Genomic DNA, 17,981 nt, shown 5'->3' on the forward strand with positions numbered 1-17,981 from the left:
TGCCGCGTCGAGCGCGAGAGGCCGTTGCATCTCGGAAGGCCAACAAAGCGGGCCCCGCGCTTTACCGCGCAGGGCCCGCTTAGTCGGAGTCTCAGAAGTGACTAGAAGTCCCAGTCCTCGTCCTCGGTGTTCACGGCCTTGCCGATCACGTAGGAGGATCCCGAGCCCGAGAAGAAGTCGTGGTTCTCGTCAGCGTTCGGAGACAGTGCCGAGAGGATGGCCGGGTTCACGTCCGTGACGGAAGCCGGGAACATAGCCTCGTAGCCCAGGTTCATCAGGGCCTTGTTGGCGTTGTAGTGCAGGAACTTCTTGACGTCCTCGGCCAGGCCAACACCGTCGTAGAGATCGTGGGTGTACTGGACCTCGTTCTCGTACAGCTCGAAAAGCAGCTCGAACGTGTAGTCCTTGATTTCCTGGCGGCGTTCCTCGGAGACGGTCTCCAGCGCGCGCTGGAACTTGTAACCGATGTAGTAGCCGTGCACGGCTTCGTCGCGGATGATCAGGCGGATCAGGTCAGCCGTGTTCGTCAGCTTGGCGCGTGAGGACCAGTACATGGGGAGGTAGAAGCCCGAGTAGAACAGGAAGCTCTCCAGCAGGGTGGAAGCCACCTTGCGCTTCAGGGGGTCGTCACCCTGGTAGTAGTCCATGACGATCTGGGCCTTCTTCTGAAGGTTCTCGTTCTCGGTGGACCAGCGGAATGCCTCGTCGATCTCCTTGGTGGAAGCCAGAGTGGAGAAGATGGAGGAGTAGCTCTTGGCGTGCACGGACTCCATGAACGCGATGTTCGTGTAGACGGCTTCCTCGTGCGGGGTCAGCGCATCCGGGATCAGGGAGACAGCGCCCACGGTGCCCTGGATGGTGTCCAGCAGGGTGAGGCCGGTGAACACGCGCATGGTCAGCTGCTGCTCGACGGGGGTCAGCGTGTTCCACGACTGGACGTCGTTGGACAGCGGCACCTTCTCCGGCAGCCAGAAGTTGTTCACCAGGCGGTTCCAGACGTCGACATCCTTCTCGTCCTGGATGCGGTTCCAGTTGATGGCCTCGACGTGGCTAAGCAGCTTGACCTTTTCGGTCATGTCATCCCCTAAGCGTTGGGTGGGTTTCTCTAAGTTAAAGCGTACGACGGCGGGCGGGCACCCGCCGTCGTACTTGGCTAGTTAGTTGAAGCTACTACTAGAGCATGCAGCTGACGCAGCCCTCTACTTCAGTTCCCTCCAGCGCAAGCTGGCGGAGACGGATGTAGTAGATGGTCTTGATGCCCTTCTTCCAGGCGTAGATCTGGGCCTTGTTGATGTCGCGGGTGGTGGCGGTGTCCTTGAAGAACAGCGTCAGCGACAGGCCCTGGTCCACGTGCTGGGTAGCGGCGGCGTAGGTGTCGATGACCTTCTCGTAGCCGATCTCGTACGCGTCCTGGTAGTACTCCAGGTTGTCGTTCGTCAGGTACGGCGCCGGGTAGTACACGCGGCCCAGCTTGCCTTCCTTGCGGATCTCAATCTTGGACGCCACCGGGTGGATCGAGGAGGTGGAGTTGTTGATGTAAGAGATCGAGCCGGTGGGCGGAACAGCCTGCAGGTTCTGGTTGTAGATGCCGTGCTCCATGACGGAGGCCTTCAGCGCCAGCCAGTCAGCCTGCGTGGGGATGTGCACGTCCTTGAAAAGTTCGCGGACCTTTTCGGTCTGCGGCACCCATTCCTGCTCCGTGTACTTGTCGAAGAACTCACCCGAGGCGTACTTGGACTTCTCGAAGCCGCCGAACGTCTGGCCGGTCTCGATGGCCAGCAGGTTGGAGGCACGGACCGCGTGGAACACCACCGAGTAGAAGTAGATGTTGGTGAAGTCCAGGCCCTCCTCCGAGCCGTAGTGGACCCGCTCGCGGGCAAGGTAGCCGTGCAGGTTCATCTGGCCCAGGCCGATGGCGTGGCTCTGGTCGTTGCCCTTGGCGATGGATGGCACCGAGGTGATGTTGGACATGTCGGACACTGCGGACAGCGAACGGATGGCCGTCTCGATGGTCAGGCCGAAATCCGGGGAATCCATGGTCTTCGCGATGTTCAGCGAACCCAGGTTGCAGGAGATGTCCTTGCCGGTGGCATCGTAGGAGAGGTCATCGTGGTACGTGGTGGGCTGGGAAACCTGGAGGATCTCCGAGCACAGGTTGGACATGATGATCTTGCCGTCGATCGGGTTGGCCCGGTTCACGGTGTCCTCGAACATGATGTACGGGTAGCCGGACTCGAACTGGATCTCCGCGAGGGTCTGGAAGAACTCGCGGGCCTTGATCTTGGTCTTCTTGATCCGGGAGTCGTCCACCATCTCGTAGTACTTTTCGGTGACCGAGACGTCGGAGAACGGCATGCCGTAAACCTTTTCGACGTCGTAGGGCGAGAACAGGTACATGTCCTCATCCTTCTTGGCCAGCTCGAACGTGATGTCCGGGATGACAACGCCCAGCGAGAGGGTCTTGATGCGGATCTTCTCATCCGCGTTCTCGCGCTTGGTGTCCAGGAACCGGTAGATGTCCGGGTGGTGCGCGTGCAGGTAGACCGCACCGGCACCCTGGCGGGCACCGAGCTGGTTGGCGTAGGAGAAGCTGTCCTCGAGGAGCTTCATCACGGGGATGACGCCGGAGGACTGGTTCTCGATCTGCTTGATGGGCGCGCCCACCTCGCGGATGTTGGTCAGCGCGAACGCCACGCCGCCGCCGCGCTTGGACAGCTGCAGTGCGGAGTTGATGGAACGGCCGATCGACTCCATGTTGTCTTCGATGCGCAGCAGGAAGCAGGAGACCAGCTCGCCGCGCTGCTTCTTGCCGGCGTTCAGGAACGTGGGGGTGGCCGGCTGGAAGCGGCCGTCGATGATCTCGTCCACCATCTGGAGGGCAAGCTTTTCGTCGCCGCGGGCCAGGTGCAGGGCCACCATGCATACACGGTCCTCGTAGCGCTCCAGGAAGCGCTTGCCGTCGAACGTCTTCAGCGTGTAGGACGTGTAGAACTTGAACGCGCCCAGGAAGGTCTCGAAGCGGAACTTCTTCTTGTACGCGCGGTTGAAGAGCTCGCGGATGAAGTTCATCGTGTACTGGTCGAGCGTCTCGCGCTCGTAGTAGTCGTTCTTGACCAGGTACTCGAGCTTCTCTTCCAGGTCATGGAAGAACACGGTGTTGTTGTTAACGTGCTGCAGGAAGTACTGATGCGCAGCCTCGCGGTCGGCGCCGAACTGGATCTCTCCGTTCGGGCCGTACAGGTTCAGCATCGCGTTCAGCTCGTGATAGCCCAAACCCTTGTAGGCGGCAGGCATCTCCGGCTTCTGGGCCATGGTTACTTCTGTGTCTGCGACAGTCGTGTCCAAAACGTGTCCAATCCTTGGTTGACCCGGGTGACGTCTTCCGGCGTTCCCATAAGTTCGAATCGATAAAGGTGGGGTACCTGGCATTTGGCGGCGATGATGTCCGCCGCCAGGCAGTAGTTGTCCCCGAAGTTTGTGTTTCCGGCGCCGATCACTCCGCGGAGCAGCTGCCTGTTCTGCGGGTTGTTCAGGAACCGGATGACCTGCTTGGGGACTGACCCCTCTCCCCCGGTGCCGCCATAAGTGGGCACCACCAGCACGAATGGCCGGGTGGCGAGGAGGGGTGCGTCCTTCGCATAGAGCGGGATCCGGGCCACTTCCCGGCCGAGCTTCACAACGAAGCGGCTGGTGTTCTCGGAAGTCGAGGAAAAGTAGATGAGCTGGCTGCCGGTCCGGACTGCTTCGGTTTCATCCGATGTCCGGACGGGCGGGGACACCTCCACGCGCTGAGCCGCGTGGTTGTGCAGGGCCCTGCGTCCCTGCTGTGCTGCTGGTGCTGCGATGGAATTCACCTCAGCTGGCTGGTTTGAAGGAAAGCGGATTTCCTAGGCCACGGAGGAAACTGCGGAAAGCGCCAGTTCCTCGATCTTGTCCGGGCGGAAGCCGGACCAGTGGTCCTGGTCGGTGACCACAACGGGAGCCTGCATGTAGCCCAGTGCCTTCAGGCGGTCCAGCGCCTCGGCGTCCTGGGAGATGTCAACGCTCTGGTAGGTGATGCCCTTTTTATCAAGAGCGCGGTAGGTGGCGTTGCACTGAACACAAGCAGGCTTCGTGTAAACCGTTACGGTCATTGTCCCTGTCCCCTTAGTCGAAATCTTCGCTGGTCCGGTGTCCCCGTCCAAGCTGTATGTCGATACTACATGTAGTGCAGACGCCTCTTAGGAACCCCTAGATGATGTATTACAAGTATGTCATTTAATGCACCTTTAATCCACAGGCGGGCCCCTTCAAAATGTCCGGAATCCCGGCGATTTCGTGGACACCATCCACACCCTGTGGAGTACTTAGCCACATTTAAACCCCAGCGTGTCGGGGAAAAGACGGCGTGTCGCGGCCGTCCGCGCGACCGTTCCGGACAGCCAAAAGGGGGTCCCGAAGTGACCTTCGGAACCCCCTTGGGTGAGCAAACGCACGACGGCGGCAGGCCGGCGTCGTGCGCCCCCCCAGCTTTCACCCGGGGAAGGTGGCGCTAGAGCTGCGCCTCCCGCCGGTCCAGCACGATCTGCTGGACATCCAGGTAGCCGGACTGGAACCCGGCACGCGAGTAGCAGAGGTAGAACAGCCACATCCGCTGGAACACCGCATCGAAGCCGAGCCCGTCCACCTCGGCGGACCTGGCCAGGAAACGCTCCTCCCACAGGCGGAGGGTGGCGGCGTAGTGGTCACCCATCCCCATGCGCTCCCGCACGCGGAGGGTAGTGTGCTGCTGCGTGATGCCTTCGATGGCCCGCACCGACGGAAGGAACCCGCCGGGGAAGATGTATTTGTGCACCCAGGTGTAGGCGTTGCGGGTGGCCAGCATCCGGCCGTGGGGCATGGTGATGGCCTGGATGGCCACCTTCCCGCCCGGGGCCAGGACGCGGTCGATGGTCTGGAAGTAGATGGGCCAGTACTCGTAGCCCACTGCCTCGATCATCTCCACGGACACCACGGCGTCGTACTCGCCTTCCACCGCGCGGTAGTCCTGCAGTGCCACTGTCACCTTGTCCGCGTAGCCGGCATCGGCAATGCGCGCCTGGGCCAAAGCCTGCTGTTCGATGGAAAGCGTCACGCTGTAGACGGTGGCGCCGCGGGCTGCGGCCCGCAGGGCAAGTTCGCCCCACCCGGTGCCGATTTCCAGGAGCCTGGTTCCCTGGCCTACGCCGGCCTTGTCCAGCAACCTGTCGATCTTCGCCTGCTGCGCCTCCGCCAGGACACCGAAGTCCACCGAATCCAGCGGTCCCGCAGCCGAAGGGAACAGCGCCGACGAGTAGCTCATGGTGGTGTCAAGGAAGTTGGCGAACAGCTCGTTGGACAGGTCGTAGTGCCGTGAGATGTTGCTTCGCGTGTTCTGCTCCGCGTTCCGTTCCTGCCGCGGCGTGCGCGGCAGGTAAAGGGTGCGGAGCTTCTGCAGCGGCATGGGGATCAGGCTGTCAACGGACGCCGCGAAGACCTCCAGGACGGCTGCGAGGTCGCTGGCTTCCCAGTCGCCGGCCATGAAGGACTCGCCGAGCCCGATCAGGCCGTTGTCACCGATCCGGACTTCGAAGGCTTCCGGCCGGACCATCGTCATCACCGGCGCGTCAGGGCCGCCCGTGCCCAGGACCGTTCCGTCCGGGTACTCCACGCGGAGGGGGAGCCGCTTGGCGGCCCCTTTGAAGAGCAGGCCTGCCGCCTTGCCTGCCACGGCAGCTTTGGCTCCCGACGGCGGCTGGGCAACTCCGGGCCAGATCTCCGGATCGATGGTGGCGGGCGATGCCGGCATTCCGGTGGGCGTCCAGGTGGCGGGGCCGTTGCCCCCGGCCGGGGTGCCTGCCTTGGAGTGGGCTGCGGCGGTGCCGTTGTCGTCCGTCATTGTCATTGAACTGCCTCCTGTGAGGTGTGGTGTGGCTTGGTGACGACGGGCAGGCGTCTTGCCCAGAGTTTAATGCCCTGCACCCTGATCAGGGCGGATACCAGCAGCGGCGCGGCCGGCACCTGGATTGCGGCGGCGATGATGTTCCGTGCGGTGGCGGGACGCCGCCGCCCGTCCATGGTGGCCACGAAGGGCCGCTGGCCTTCGCGCTCCAGCACGATCGAGACCGCCAGCCGCTCCCCCGGCGCCGGCAGCTTCATCCGGTACTGCCCGTCGACGTCGTTGAAGGGCGAGACGTAGAACGCTTTGGGTACCGATGCCCGGCCTGCCGCGTCCGTCCGGAGCAGGTAGCAGTGGCGCTCACCGTACGTGTTGTGGACCTCGGCAACGACGCATTGGAGGTCGCCATCGCTCCGGTAGCACCAGAACAGGGACAGCGGGTTGAAAACGTAACCGAAGACCCGGGCGCTGGTCAGCATCCGAATGGCACCGCCGTCGGGCTCGATGCCCTGGGTCCGCAGGTAGCCTTCCACGTTGGACCGGATGCTGTGGTCCGGGTTGCCAAGGTGGTCGCCGGCGTGGAATCCTACCAGCGGCCGGAGCCAGGCGGGCACGCGGGGCAGCCGGTCGACGTCGACGAACCAGCTGTAGCTCCGGTAGGTGAACGCGTTCTTCAGCGGGCTTTGCCGCACGTGTGAAATCGAGGTCCGGTAGATGGCCGCCACAGGGGCCGCGGCACCATCGGTGGTGGCTGTGCCGGCGTTCATGGCTACACCGTAGCTCACGAGGGTTCCGCCGCCCGGGCGAACTCGCGCTCCCCCTCGCCGGCAGCATCCGTGGGGCCGGCGTTGACGGGGGCCCACTGGCGGCCCAGCTTTTCCGCGGCGCGGACCCCGGCAAGGGCTCCGTCTTCGTGGAAGCCCCACCCGAGGTAGGCGCCGGCAAAGGCAACCTTGCTGTCACTCAGGGCGGTAATCGCCTCCTGCGCCTTCAGCGATTCGGGCGTGTACTGCGGGTGTTCGTACACCATCCGCTCCAGCACGGTGCCGTCTCCGATGAGATCGGACTCGCCGAGGCTGACGAGGTAGGGTCGGCCGTCCTGCGGTTCAAGCCGCTGCAGGCGGGTGAGGTCGTAACTGACCAGGACCCTGTCCGGCCGGGCATCACAGGACGGCAAACGGTAATTCCACGAGGCCCTCGCGTTTTCCGCGGACGGCAGCACGGCCGGGTCGCGGTGGAAGACCGTATGGTTCACGGAATAGGGCATGCCGCCGAGGGCTTCCTTCTCCTCTGGGGTGGCATCGGCAAGGAACCCGAGGGCCTGCGCCGGATGGGTGGCAATCACGACGGCGTCAAAGTCTTCCAGCGTGTCTCCGGCCGCGAGCTCCACGCCCGAGTCGTGGCGCCGGATGGCTGTAACGGGAGTATTGAGCCGGATGTCCGGCAGCGTCGCCGCCAGCTTTTCCACGTACCGCGCCGATCCGCCCGTGACCGTCCGCCACTGCGGCGAGCCCTTGAGGCCGAGCAGTCCGTGGTGGCCAAGGAAGGTGAACAGGTAGCGGGCAGGGTAGTTCAGCGCGGTAATCGGATCGCACGACCACACCGCGCTGACCACAGGGGTCATGAAGTGGGAGATGAAGTACTGGCTGAATTTTTCGCGGGCCAGGAACTCTCCGAGCGTGGGTTCCGGCGCCTTCGGGTCGCCGCTGACGGCCGAAGCCGGGGCAGTCTTCAGCAGTGCGCGGGCCCTGCGGTAGAACCGGGTGACCTCCAGCAGCATCAGCAGGTAGCGTCCGCGCAGCAGGCTTGATGGTTTGGCGATAATGCCGCGGGCTCCGTCCCGGGCCCCCGCGTACTCCAGGCCGCAGCCGTCGCAGCGGATGGACATGCTCATCTCGGAGTCCTGGGTTTCGACACCGAGCTCGGCAAACAGCCGCAGGAGGGTGGGATAGGTGCGTTCGTTGTGGACAATGAACCCCGTGTCCACGCCCATCAGGGAGCCTTCCGGCTGGGGCATGTCGTGGGTGTGGGCGTGCCCGCCCAGGCGGGAATCGGCCTCGAACAGGGTGACGTCGTCCTGCCGGTTGAGGACGTAGGCGGCGGTCAGGCCTGCCACTCCGCTGCCGATGACGGCAACGCGCCGCCTCTCGCCCCCACTCGCTGCTGGGTTAGGTGACAATCCATGCTCCTCTGCTGAACATCTGCCGCTGGACGGCTATACAAACGGCAATTCGGCGCCGGACCCGAAGCGGATGGGCTGATTGCCGCCCTTTTTGTCCAACCCTATGGGCACAGCACTCAGAGTACTGTTGGCTGGTGGTCAATCCGGTGCACCTGAAGACATTGATGGAGGTCACCCGCCTGGGCTCGTTTGCCGCAGCGGCGGCAACCCTGGGCTACACGGCTTCGGCCGTGTCCCAGCAGATGTCTGCCCTGGAGCGCGATACGGGCACCGTTCTGTTCCAGCGTTCGGCGCGCAGCGTGGTGCCTACGGAGGCCGCCGTCGTCATGACCCGGCATGCGGCCAAGGTGCTCACCGACATCGAGGCCCTGATGGCTGCCGCGTCGAAGACCCAGGATGCCGCCAGCCAGGAACTCAGGCTGGGCATCTTCCCCAGCCTTGCCACCTATGTCCTCCCCCGGATCCTGAAGAATCCGGCCTGGAAGAACCTCGGCATTGACCTCCGCGTCTCGGTGGCCGAGCCGGGACAAACCATCCAGGGGCTGCGCGCGGGCGGAGACCTGGACCTCGCCGTGGTTTTCCAGGTGGGGCAGACCGGGGTGGCGTGGCCGGCAACCATTAACAGGCAATGGATTGGCGACGACGACTTCCGGGTGGTCCTTCCGCGCGACTGGGGATTCCGGCCGGACGCCGGGGTGGCGGCCGAACACCTGTCCGAGTTGCCGTGGATCATGCACCACCCGGGCACCAGCGACGCCATGGTGATCGAACGGCTGTTCGCCGGCTGCAACCTCCATCCCCGCGTTGTGGCGCACAGCGACGACTTCCATGCCAGCCTGGAAATGGCGGCCGCTGGACTGGGTGCAGCCCTGGTCCCGGAACTGGCGCTGCGGAACAAGCCCGCCGGCGTCGTGGTGCTCGACGTCCCTGAAATCCGGCTTGCGCGCAACGTTTTCGCGCTCCTGATTAATGACCGGAAAACGGCCCGGGTGCAGCTGTTTGTCGACCTGCTGGCGGAGACTTTGGCCGGAATGCGCACCGCAGTGAATTAGGCCTGAACGCTGGAATGCGCTGCCCTTCGGGGCTATGTTGAATCTATGAACAAGGTAGCCAGCCAGCATTTTGGCGAAATTGAGCTCAATCACGGCAGGGATCACCTCTTTGCCGCTAAGCATGAGCTGCGTGGCCACCCGCTCAAGATTGACCTGAATGTCACCGCCCACGACCACTTCGATGAAGCGGCCCTGCGCAAGGTGGACTACCGGCTGCGATTCCTGCCCGAACTCGTTGATGAAGTGCGCGAGATGATCGCCGAGGAACTCGACCAGGAAGGCACCAGCCCGCAGGAGTACCTGCACTTCCACTGCAACGCCCTCAAGGATGAGCACCTGCAGAAGGTGTTCGGCGTGGAGGAACGCAGCCAGCTCACCAACGATGTCTTCCTTAAGGCCCTGAAGCTGGGCCACCTCGCCATCTACCCCGGGCAGCCCGAACGCTACTTTGTCCTGGACTTCACGTTGGGCGAGCACTTTACGGACGAGGTGCTGGTTGCCTCTGCCGACGAAGACGGCGTCGTTGACGACGAGATCGTCTGGGAGTCCTGAATCGCTGCTGAGAGCACGACGGCGGCCGGCTACCTTCAAGCGAAGGTGACCGGCCGCCGTCGGACTTTTGTCCGCGGCAGTTTGGTCCTTTCAGGAGAACGCTGCGGCTTAGCTGGCGAGCTGGGTCCGGTTGGCGACGCTGAGGCTGCCGGCGCGGGTGTGGCGCGGAAGGGCCAGCTTGTCCAGCACCTCCAGCGCGCTCTGGTGCTCGTTGAACGTGTAGAGGTGGATTCCGGGGGCGCCGGCATCCAGTGCGGCGTTGGCCAGGTCCACGGTGGCATCGACTCCGATGCGGAGCCGCTCGATGTCCGTATCGGCCGCAGCCAGCCGCTCCGTAAGTTCCGCCGAAGGTTCCACGCCTGCGAGTTCACCCAGGCGCTTGACGCGGCGAAGGCTTGTGAACGGCATGACGCCCGGGATGATCGGAATAGTCACCCCGGCACGGCGCGCCCGGGAGAGGAGGTCCAAGTACTGCGAGGAATCGAAGAACACCTGGGTGATGGCGAAGTCCGCACCGGAGCGCTGTTTGGCCAGCAGAACCTCGACGTCGTGTTCCTCGCTGGGTGACTCCGGATGGCGGGCGGGATACGCCGCCACACCGACCGCGACCTTCCCCGCACACAGCAGGGCCGACCGGCGCTGCTCCACACGGCGGATCAGTTCGATCAGGTCCTGGGCGTAGCGCAGGGAGCCGTTGACCGGCTGGCTTGCGTCGTTGGAAAGGTCGCCGCGGAGGGCGAGGATCCCGCGCACACCGGTGTCCAGAAGCTGGCCGATGACGCCGGCGAGCTGCTCCGGGGTGTTCCCCACGCAGGTAAGGTGCGCCAGCGGCCGGAGGGTGGTTTCCAGGAGGAGCCGGTCGATCAGCTCGAGGGCAGTGTCCCGGTTGGACCCGCTGGCACCGTACGTGACGGAGACGTAGTCCGGTGCAGTGGTTTCCAGTTCCCGGATAGTGGTCCACAGCGTTTCGGCAGCGGCCGGCGAACGGGGCGGAAAAAGTTCGTAGGACAACGCCACCGGGGCGGTGTCCGAGGGGTTTGGCTGTGTGCCAACAGGGCTTGTTGGTGACATTTGCGTCCTTGGCTTTGGGCCATTGGAGCTCCCCGCGGATGAGGCTGCAGGAACCGGCAATGGACTTGAGTTTGGGAATACGGAAGAACTCCACAGGGACGCAGCCGCGACTGTTTCGCCTGTGTTGAAGTTGTCCGTGAGCAAATGTCAGGCCCACATGGGGGCACCCACACCCTCCGAACGGAGGATCGCTGACACGTTACCAGGGTAACTTGCCTCCGACTTTATGAGCGGGCTGGCGGCCCGTTCAAGTCCGCTCCGAATTAAGACACAGTTTTACGCCCGGTTTCGATGCGCTGCTGAAGATTGTTCGCTCCGGCTGCCCCACTGGGGTCCGCACGCTTACCAGGGCCGGTCCGGGCCCTGGTTGTACCCGGTGTCCTTGAGGTAGTCCTCCCGTTCCCGTCCGGTGTTGCGTTCACGCTGCGACTGCCGTGCGCTCTCCTCAAGCTGTTCCAGCTGGCTTTGCTCCGGTGAGTCCGTCTCCTTTGCAGCAGGGTCTGGATTTTCAGTGGGCTGCTGTGCAGCGTCACCGTCTTTGCCGGCGGCCTCCAGTTTCCCGGCCAGGCGTCCCCCGGCTTCGTCCAGCCGCTCCCCCGCAGAACCATCACCTGTCCCCGAGGGACTGGCGAAGCACCCGTCCGGTGCCGCCTTGACCACGCCCAGGGCGTCGGAGAAAAGCGCCGCGGCCGACGCCGGGTCCTCCGCGCGCAGCTTGTCGTCGCCCAGGCGTTCGGTCGCCAGCACGAGGTTCACCCTGATGACGCAGGCATCGGCGGACCCGACGGCGCCTCCGGGAACCAGGTCCAGGGCTTCGGCGAAACGTTGCCGGGCGGCGTCGAAGTTCCCGCTGAGGACTTCGGCGTCCCCGGCGGCGAACGGGGCCTTGTGGGGCTCCGGAATATTGAGGGGCTGCAGCCAGCCGGCGGCGGCCGCGGCAGCACCGGCATCTTTGGCGTCGAATGCCGCGGCTGCCTGGCCGCCGAAGACGCCCAGGCTCAGGAGCTTGGCGGCGATGCCGAGTACCAGGATGACCGGCACGGCGGAGCCCGCCAGCAGCAGGCGCCGCTTCCGCAGACGTCCAAGGCTCTGCTGAGGGCCCTGATGTCGGTCCTTCCCGTTGGTGGCCCGGCTCCCGTGTGCCGCTACCCTCGTGTGGCGCTGGGGCCCCTTGGGTGGCAGGGGTTTTGTGGCGGTCATGGGACGCGTTCCCCCCGTTCGACTGCCTTGGCCGGGGCGGGGGACGCTGCACGGGGCAGCTCCCGGTACCGGCGGATGATCATCGCAGCATCCGGCAGGGCGAGCGCGAAGGCTCCCGCCGCGAACAGCCAGTACAGCTCCGTCCGGCTTTCCACGGAATCGCCGCTGCGCTCGAGTGTGCCCGGGCGGGCCTCCTGCATCATGGGGCCAACCGGGTCTCCGGCTTGCCGGTGCACGTACGGGACGCCCAGTTGCCCGGCCACAGCCTGCAGCCGCGGCTCATCGATGCGGGACAGGGCGTCTGCCCCGGCACCGTCACGCACGTAGGGCCCGTCCGCGGCTTCACCCGGATTACCGGAGTTTTCCTTCATGCGGGCGCCGGCGGCGGTGCCGTACCCCAGTACCGCTCCCCCGGCCACCAGGCTGCCGTCCAGATTGAAGCGTTCCGGCTCCTTTCCGCTGGTCTGCTCGCCGTCGCCCAGGTAGTACACCAGCCGCGGGCGCTCCGGGTGGCTCTCACGCGCGGCGTCGAGGCGCTCGGAAAGGACCTGGCGTGCGGCTGTGATGCTGCTGCCCTTGGCGAAGGCGGTCACCTGCGGCTCCAGGACGGTGACCATGGTCTGCAGTGCCAGGGTATCGGTGGTCAGGGGCATCCGGACAAAGGCTTTCGTGTCAAAGGTGATCAGCGAGAACCGCGCCCCGGGCAGTTCCTTGGCAATGGCCACGATGTCCTGCCGGACACCATCCATCCGCGGAGCTGAGGTCCCATAATCTTCGGCCACCATGCTGGTGGTGGTGTCCACCACAAAGAACACGTTCAGGTCCGTGGTGGCTGCCTGCGAGGTGCCGCCAGGCAGGGCAGGGCGGCAGAGCGCCGCCACCAGGAACGCTGCCAGCAAGCCACGGCGCAGCCAGGAACGATTCCCCGTCAGCAGGATCCGGCTCATAGCCGCATCCTCCACAGTGCGGAGCCAAGCGTTATCCCGGACAGGACGGCCACCCCCAGCGGAAGCACCGGCTGGTCTGAGACCACTGCCCTCGGGGCGCCTTTCAAAGCGGTGGCCTCCGTCTCCTGCACTGCGGCAACGATTCCCGGCACTGCCCCGGGATTGTCCAGCGCGTAGTAGGAGCCCCCCGTGGATTCCGCTGCCGTGCGGAGCTGAGCCCCCGGCTGCCCGGCATCGGAACCGTAGTCCAGGTCCCCCGGGTTCAATGCGTACACGCGAACTGTCCTGTCCTTCGCCAGCGCCGCTGCCTGTGGAAGCGTCAGGATCGGATTGCCGGATACATAGTTGTCAGTGGCAAGCACCACCGACCGGGAGCGTTTCGCTGCCGTGCCGTCCTCGCCTGCATCACTGTCCGGGGTACGGGGGAACCCGCTGAGGCAAGAGGCCAGCCCGTCGCCGATGAGCGAGGAGCCGCGTCCGCCCCAGGTGCCGTCCAGGAAACCGGAGCTTCCCGGTTTGCCCTCGAAGGCGTCGCGTGCCAGCAGCAGCTGGTCGCGGGCATACCCGTAGTCGTCCGTCAGCGGGAAGACCTGGCTGCCGGTGCTGTCGAAGATGGTCAGCCCGATCCGTTCACCGTCGAATTCCCGGGCCAGCTCGGCGAAGACTTCCACCACGGCAGCGTCGGCGCTGCTCATGGAGCCCGAAACGTCCAGGCACAGCATGATGTCCCGGTTGCGCTGCTCCGGCACCGTGGTGGTCAGCTGGACGGGGCGCGCCGCTGCAACGGCGGCCGATGCAAGCAACGCGGCGCAGGCGATCCCTGCCACGGCAAGCCACCGGCGGTGGCGGCGCAGGGCGTCCTGGTATTCGGGCAGCATGGTGAGGCGGTCGCTGTGGGCGGCAGGCCGGCGTCGGACGTCCGTCTGCCGGTGGCGCACGGCGATCCAGGCTGCTGCAGTGGCCGCCAACGCTGCTGCGGGGAGCAGCCACCAAAACATCAGCTCCATGCCCGCACCGTCTCCCGGGCCGTGGCCGCAGTGGCCGACACGGGCGGCAGCGGCTCGGGACCGAATTCTCCCGGGTAGATGGCGCCGACGGCGGCGGCGGCCGCGGGCAGGGGGTGCCGTTCCAGGTCGGCGTGCGTCATCCGCGGGGCGTCCACTCCGGAGGCGTCGCGGACGAAGCGGCGCAGCAGGTGGCTGATGTCCTGATGGGCCGCACGGGCATCCGTGGTTCCGGCCGCGGCATCCTGCTCAGCATCATTGATGCGCTGGATGTAGGCGGCCTTGAGGGCGGCGAGGTCGGTCAGCTGGGCGGGCCGCTGGTTTTCGGGGGCGGCCCGTGGCGGACGGGTGGAGGCAAAAACGAAGACGTACCACGCTGCCACGAGCGCGATCAGGGCGAAGCCTGCCCACATCCATGCCGGGCTGTACTGGAGGGGGCCGAAAAAGGCGGGCTCATCCTGCACGGCGGTGCCTTTCCAGGAGTGCGAAGAGCGCACTGACCACGTCCTGGCTGCCGTCTACTGTCCCCTCGGTGATGCCGGCCCGCCGCAGCATGGTGTTGCGGCCCGCATCCCGCTCAGCGGCGGCATCGGCGTAGGCGGCGGCAATGGCCTCTGTGCCGGCAAGGTGCATCGGGAGGACAGCGGAGTCGCTGACACTGAAGTACCCCGCACCGTCGCCGGGCCCGGCTCCGGAGGGCGCCAGATCCGCGTCCCGGATGGTGAGCCAGAGGATTTCGTGCTGGGCCCGGAGCCTGCGGAGGAGCTGCTCCAGGGCAGGGGACGCCGGGATTTCGTCCGCTGCCACGAAGAGGAGGTTGCGTCCTTTGACGGTGCGCGCCACGTGATCCAGCTGGTCCTCTATCCTGCTGGGGGCAGCGTCCAGGCCCGCACGGGAGTCGACGTGCCGGAGGAGCCGTTCCAGGTGGGCTTCGCCGGCCTTCGCGGGGATGGTGCCGGTGCCGGCAGAGTCGCCGCTGACCAGCCCCACCACGTCGCCGTGCCGGAACGCCAGGTATCCGGCCACACCCAGTGCCATGACGGCGATGTCCTTCTTAACCTCGCCTGACCGCGAGACGGCTGCCATATTTCGCCCCGTGTCCGTGACCAGGATGACCGTTTGCCGCCGGACCGCGACGTAGCGGCGGATCAACGGCGATCCGTGGCGGGCCGAGGCCTTCCAGTCGATGTCGCGGACTTCGTCGCCGGGGACGTAGGCGCGCAGGTCATCGAAGTCGAGGCTGCGTCCGCGGAAAACTGAACCGTACTCGCCGTCGAGCATTCCCCGGGCTTTGCGATGGGCGAAGATGGCCATCTTCGATTTCACCCTGTGCAGGAGGCTGGTCATTCCGGCGGCCTCAGGGGGTTGGGACGGCGGCGACGACGGCGTCGATTACCGTTTCCACCGGCACCTGCTCCGCGACGGCGTCAAAGTTGAGGATGATCCGGTGGCGCAGCACCCGGTGTGCCAAAGCCTTGACGTCCTCCGGAATAACGTGGTCGCGGCCGTGTAGGAGGGCCACAGCCCGGGCGGCCTGGCTGAAGGCGATACTGGCACGGGGGCTGGCGCCGAACTCGATGAAGTCCGCCAGCCGCCGCTCAATGTACTGGCCCGCGTTGCGGGTGACGAAAACCAGGCCCACGATGTAGTTGACGATCGCGGGGTCGAGGTAGATGCGCCGCACCAGGTCCTGCGCAGCCCTGACCGCGTCCAGCGATACGGCGGCGGCAGGCACCTGCTCCGGGCTGAAAACGCCGGCGTCGATGCGCCTGATGATTTCTGCCTCTTCCGCCGGCGATGGATAGTCCAGCACGTCCTTGAGCATGAACCGGTCCATCTGGGCTTCGGGCAACTGGTAGGTGCCCTCCTGCTCAATGGGGTTTTGCGTGGCCAGCACCAGGAAGGGGGACGGCAGTTTGTAGTCCTGGCCGCCGATGGACGTCTGCCGCTCCTGCATGGCTTCGAGCATGGCGCTCTGGGTTTTGGCGCTGGAGCGGTTGATCTCGTCCAGCAGCACGATATTGGCGTGGACCGGGCCAAGCTGCGTGACGAAGGTGCCCTTGGCGGCGTCGTAGATCTGTGTTCCCACGATGTCGCTGGGCAGGAGGTCCGGGGTGCACTGGATGCGGCGGAATCCTGCGCTGACCGCCTCCGCCACGGTTTGGGCTGCGGTAGTTTTGGCCAGCCCGGGGACGCTTTCGAGCAGGACGTGGCCGCCTGTCAGCAGTCCAACCAGCAGGGATTCGCGGAGCCTGGCCTGGCCCACCACCTTGGCCTCGAAGCTGCGGGAAATGCCGGCCACCACCTGCTGCGCCCGGGCCAGTTCGGCCGGTTCGATTCTCGCGGACGCGCTGGTTTGAAGCACTGGATTCCCCCTGGTGGCTGTTCGTGGCGCGGCGGGCCTGCCCGCTGCGCTCCGCCAGCAATCCTATCCATATCCGGCGCGCCACGTCCCGGAAGGACGGCCTGGATGGGGACCCCTCCCCATCGCGGGCACGCAGGTCTATCCTTTTGCCATGAGCGAGCTTCCAGCCAGTTACAAGGAATTTCTTTCCGACAAAAGCGACCTGTTCATCAGCGCAGTAAAGCCTGTCCTGCAGCAGTCGGCAGCGGACAAGCTCCACGGCGTCCGGGTCACCTACAACCCCGGATCCACCGGCCACCAGGCGCATGTGGATGACACCCTGCCGTTCGGCGTGGTGTTCGAAGACATCGACTGAAGCGGGCTGAACCGGCGGTACGCGGCGCCCTTAGCTTTCCAGCAGGAGCCGCTGCGCCCGGGGCGCCAGGGTGTGTTCGAGGACCAGTGACGCTGCGCCGATCGCACCCACGTCTTCGCCCACGCCTGTGCCTACTACTTCGATGGGATGGATAAGCCGGGCGGCGCTGTTTGCTTCGAGCAGCTGGGGCACCTTGGCCAGGAACCGGTCCGCCATGCCGCTCCAGAAGGGGCCGCCGAACACTACCCGTTCCACGTCCAGCGTGTTGGTCACCACGGAAATGGCACGGGCCACAAGGGTGGCGGATTTGTCGATGATGGCCATGGCGCGTTCGTCGCCGGCGTCGGCCAGTTCGCACAGCCTCGCGAAGCTCTGCTGGATCTCCGCGCCGGTGTTGCCGGGCCGGGTGCCGTTCAGGATGCCTGCGGCCTCTGCCTCAGCCACCAGGACCTGCGGGATACAGGACGATTTAACACAGCCGCGCAGCCCGCAATCGCACGGGGGTCCATCCGGGTCCACCATGATGTGGCCGATTTCCCCGGCGTTGCCTGACGTGCCGCGGATGACTTCGTCGTTGAGGACAATGCCGCAGCCGATGCCGGTGCCCATGTACATGAACACGAAGCTGCCGGCCCCGCTCGGGCCGCCGGCCCAGGTTTCCGCCACGGCGGCGCTGGTGACGTCCTTGTCCACCAGGACGGAGTATCCGGTGGCCTCGGACAGGGCGTTGCGCAGCTCCACCCGGTCCCACCCCGGAAGCAGCGGCGGGTCCACCACGGTTCCGTTGTCCAGGTCGATGGGGCCGGGCGCAGCCACGCCGAGTCCGGCGATCCGGTCCCGGTCGACGCCGGATTCCTCCACCACCCGGGCAACCTGGGCGGCGATGGTGGCGATGACGGCTGCCGGATTGTTGCCGCCGGGAGTGTCGATCCGTGCGTGCTGGACGACTGATCCCACCAGGTCCATGACGACGAAGGTGGTCACGGCGGGGTCGAGGTGGACGCCGACGGCGTACATTCCCTTGGGGTTGAGGCGGAGGATGGTCCGGGGCTTACCCGGGCCGCTGCCTTCCTTGCCGGCTTCGACAATGAGGTTCTGGTCCAGCAGGCGGCGGGAGATGTTGGAGATGGTCTGCGGGGACAATCCGACGATCTGGGCCAGTTCAACCCGGCTGAGTCCGCCCGAGGTCCGGCGGATGGCGTCAAGGATGACTGTGAGGTTGAAATCCCCCATCCGTGGCAGGTTGGTTCCGCGCCTCGGTGAGGATTGGCGGATTTCAGACACGGTTACCCCTAAACGTCTTGGGCCACGTAGTTGTGGTGCTGCTTGAATCGTACGTTACGCGTGGTCACTGACA

Annotated in this window: 18 protein-coding genes; 3 read left to right on the forward strand and 15 right to left on the reverse strand. The window is 65.4% G+C overall.

Annotation, left to right across the window (positions count from 1 at the left end; translation table 11 throughout):
• Positions 1–101: 101 nt before the first annotated feature.
• From nrdF to BLT71_RS12355, 7 genes are all read right to left on the reverse strand, one after another.
• Complete coding sequence (nrdF, locus tag BLT71_RS12325) at positions 102–1,076, reverse strand: class 1b ribonucleoside-diphosphate reductase subunit beta (protein ID WP_091720688.1); 975 nt, start codon at positions 1,074–1,076, stop codon at positions 102–104.
• Positions 1,077–1,173: 97 nt separating this feature from the next.
• Positions 1,174–3,294 carry a class 1b ribonucleoside-diphosphate reductase subunit alpha gene (nrdE, locus tag BLT71_RS12330; protein ID WP_091723990.1) on the reverse strand — a complete coding sequence of 707 codons (2,121 nt, stop codon included), beginning with the start codon at positions 3,292–3,294 and terminating at the stop codon, positions 1,174–1,176.
• A gap of 20 nt (positions 3,295–3,314) precedes the next feature.
• Entirely contained in the window at positions 3,315–3,785 is a 471-nt protein-coding gene (gene nrdI / locus BLT71_RS12335) for a class Ib ribonucleoside-diphosphate reductase assembly flavoprotein NrdI (RefSeq protein ID WP_091723992.1), read from the reverse strand.
• A 102-nt stretch (positions 3,786–3,887) separates the two neighbouring features.
• Positions 3,888–4,133: a glutaredoxin-like protein NrdH gene (gene nrdH / locus BLT71_RS12340; RefSeq protein WP_015937305.1), complete on the reverse strand. Its 246-nt coding sequence runs from the start codon at positions 4,131–4,133 to the stop codon at positions 3,888–3,890.
• 398 nt (positions 4,134–4,531) lie between these two features.
• Positions 4,532–5,902: a class I SAM-dependent methyltransferase gene (locus BLT71_RS12345; protein ID WP_172829967.1), complete on the reverse strand. Its 1,371-nt coding sequence runs from the start codon at positions 5,900–5,902 to the stop codon at positions 4,532–4,534.
• The gene (locus tag BLT71_RS12350; protein ID WP_091723995.1) at positions 5,899–6,663 is read right to left on the reverse strand and encodes a DUF1365 domain-containing protein; all 765 of its coding nucleotides are present in this window, start codon (positions 6,661–6,663) and stop codon (positions 5,899–5,901) included. Before BLT71_RS12350 ends, BLT71_RS12345 begins: the two co-directional genes overlap by 4 nt.
• Before the next feature lie 14 nt (positions 6,664–6,677).
• Entirely contained in the window at positions 6,678–8,075 is a 1,398-nt protein-coding gene (locus tag BLT71_RS12355; protein WP_091720691.1) for an NAD(P)/FAD-dependent oxidoreductase, read from the reverse strand.
• A gap of 137 nt (positions 8,076–8,212) precedes the next feature.
• On the opposite strand from BLT71_RS12355, the gene BLT71_RS12360 reads away from it, so the two are divergent.
• Both BLT71_RS12360 and BLT71_RS12365 read left to right on the forward strand, forming a co-directional pair.
• Complete coding sequence (locus BLT71_RS12360) at positions 8,213–9,130, forward strand: LysR family transcriptional regulator (RefSeq protein WP_091720693.1); 918 nt, start codon at positions 8,213–8,215, stop codon at positions 9,128–9,130.
• A 45-nt stretch (positions 9,131–9,175) separates the two neighbouring features.
• Positions 9,176–9,682: a DUF2004 domain-containing protein gene (locus BLT71_RS12365; protein ID WP_015937310.1), complete on the forward strand. Its 507-nt coding sequence runs from the start codon at positions 9,176–9,178 to the stop codon at positions 9,680–9,682.
• Between the two features lie 108 nt (positions 9,683–9,790).
• On the opposite strand, the gene BLT71_RS12370 is transcribed toward BLT71_RS12365, so the two are convergent.
• From BLT71_RS12370 to BLT71_RS12400, 7 genes are all read right to left on the reverse strand, one after another.
• The gene (locus BLT71_RS12370; RefSeq protein WP_091720696.1) at positions 9,791–10,753 is read right to left on the reverse strand and encodes a methylenetetrahydrofolate reductase; all 963 of its coding nucleotides are present in this window, start codon (positions 10,751–10,753) and stop codon (positions 9,791–9,793) included.
• 342 nt (positions 10,754–11,095) lie between these two features.
• A complete protein-coding gene (locus BLT71_RS12375) occupies positions 11,096–11,953 on the reverse strand; it encodes a hypothetical protein (RefSeq protein ID WP_091720699.1) in 858 nt (285 codons plus the stop codon).
• Positions 11,950–12,900, reverse strand: a complete 951-nt coding sequence (locus tag BLT71_RS12380) for a vWA domain-containing protein (RefSeq protein ID WP_091720702.1) — start codon at positions 12,898–12,900, stop codon at positions 11,950–11,952. The genes BLT71_RS12375 and BLT71_RS12380 overlap by 4 nt, the downstream gene beginning before the upstream one ends.
• Complete coding sequence (locus tag BLT71_RS12385; RefSeq protein WP_172829968.1) at positions 12,897–13,907, reverse strand: vWA domain-containing protein; 1,011 nt, start codon at positions 13,905–13,907, stop codon at positions 12,897–12,899. Before BLT71_RS12385 ends, BLT71_RS12380 begins: the two co-directional genes overlap by 4 nt.
• Positions 13,898–14,368 carry a hypothetical protein gene (locus BLT71_RS12390; RefSeq protein ID WP_091720707.1) on the reverse strand — a complete coding sequence of 157 codons (471 nt, stop codon included), beginning with the start codon at positions 14,366–14,368 and terminating at the stop codon, positions 13,898–13,900. Before BLT71_RS12390 ends, BLT71_RS12385 begins: the two co-directional genes overlap by 10 nt.
• Entirely contained in the window at positions 14,358–15,251 is an 894-nt protein-coding gene (locus BLT71_RS12395; RefSeq protein WP_091720710.1) for a DUF58 domain-containing protein, read from the reverse strand. The genes BLT71_RS12390 and BLT71_RS12395 overlap by 11 nt, the downstream gene beginning before the upstream one ends.
• A 10-nt stretch (positions 15,252–15,261) precedes the next feature.
• Complete coding sequence (locus tag BLT71_RS12400) at positions 15,262–16,269, reverse strand: AAA family ATPase (protein ID WP_091720712.1); 1,008 nt, start codon at positions 16,267–16,269, stop codon at positions 15,262–15,264.
• Between the two features lie 151 nt (positions 16,270–16,420).
• On the opposite strand from BLT71_RS12400, the gene BLT71_RS12405 reads away from it, so the two are divergent.
• The gene (locus BLT71_RS12405; protein ID WP_091720714.1) at positions 16,421–16,624 is read left to right on the forward strand and encodes a hypothetical protein; all 204 of its coding nucleotides are present in this window, start codon (positions 16,421–16,423) and stop codon (positions 16,622–16,624) included.
• 30 nt (positions 16,625–16,654) lie between these two features.
• Here BLT71_RS12405 and BLT71_RS12410 read toward each other — a convergent pair whose 3' ends face one another.
• Positions 16,655–17,857, reverse strand: coding sequence for an ROK family transcriptional regulator (locus BLT71_RS12410; protein WP_091720716.1), 1,203 nt, complete (start codon positions 17,855–17,857; stop codon positions 16,655–16,657).
• Positions 17,858–17,981 lie beyond the last annotated feature (124 nt).

Source organism: Pseudarthrobacter equi, from assembly GCF_900105535.1.
Lineage (GTDB): Bacteria > Actinomycetota > Actinomycetes > Actinomycetales > Micrococcaceae > Arthrobacter > Arthrobacter equi.

Excerpts from the sequence above, each read along its gene's own strand:
- BLT71_RS12365 (WP_015937310.1), top strand. The coding sequence starts at position 9,176 with ATGAACAAGGTAGCCAGCCAGCATTTTGGCGAAATTGAGCTCAATCAC.
- BLT71_RS12345 (WP_172829967.1), bottom strand. The coding sequence starts at position 5,902 with ATGACAATGACGGACGACAACGGCACCGCCGCAGCCCACTCCAAGGCA.
- BLT71_RS12410 (WP_091720716.1), bottom strand. The coding sequence starts at position 17,857 with ATGGGGGATTTCAACCTCACAGTCATCCTTGACGCCATCCGCCGGACC.
- BLT71_RS12380 (WP_091720702.1), bottom strand. The coding sequence starts at position 12,900 with ATGAGCCGGATCCTGCTGACGGGGAATCGTTCCTGGCTGCGCCGTGGC.
- nrdF (WP_091720688.1), bottom strand. The coding sequence starts at position 1,076 with ATGACCGAAAAGGTCAAGCTGCTTAGCCACGTCGAGGCCATCAACTGG.
- BLT71_RS12405 (WP_091720714.1), top strand. The coding sequence starts at position 16,421 with ATGAGCGAGCTTCCAGCCAGTTACAAGGAATTTCTTTCCGACAAAAGC.
- nrdE (WP_091723990.1), bottom strand. The coding sequence starts at position 3,294 with ATGCCTGCCGCCTACAAGGGTTTGGGCTATCACGAGCTGAACGCGATG.
- BLT71_RS12375 (WP_091720699.1), bottom strand. The coding sequence starts at position 11,953 with ATGACCGCCACAAAACCCCTGCCACCCAAGGGGCCCCAGCGCCACACG.
- BLT71_RS12370 (WP_091720696.1), bottom strand. The coding sequence starts at position 10,753 with ATGTCACCAACAAGCCCTGTTGGCACACAGCCAAACCCCTCGGACACC.
- nrdH (WP_015937305.1), bottom strand. The coding sequence starts at position 4,133 with ATGACCGTAACGGTTTACACGAAGCCTGCTTGTGTTCAGTGCAACGCC.
- BLT71_RS12385 (WP_172829968.1), bottom strand. The coding sequence starts at position 13,907 with ATGGAGCTGATGTTTTGGTGGCTGCTCCCCGCAGCAGCGTTGGCGGCC.
- BLT71_RS12395 (WP_091720710.1), bottom strand. The coding sequence starts at position 15,251 with ATGACCAGCCTCCTGCACAGGGTGAAATCGAAGATGGCCATCTTCGCC.
- BLT71_RS12350 (WP_091723995.1), bottom strand. The coding sequence starts at position 6,663 with ATGAACGCCGGCACAGCCACCACCGATGGTGCCGCGGCCCCTGTGGCG.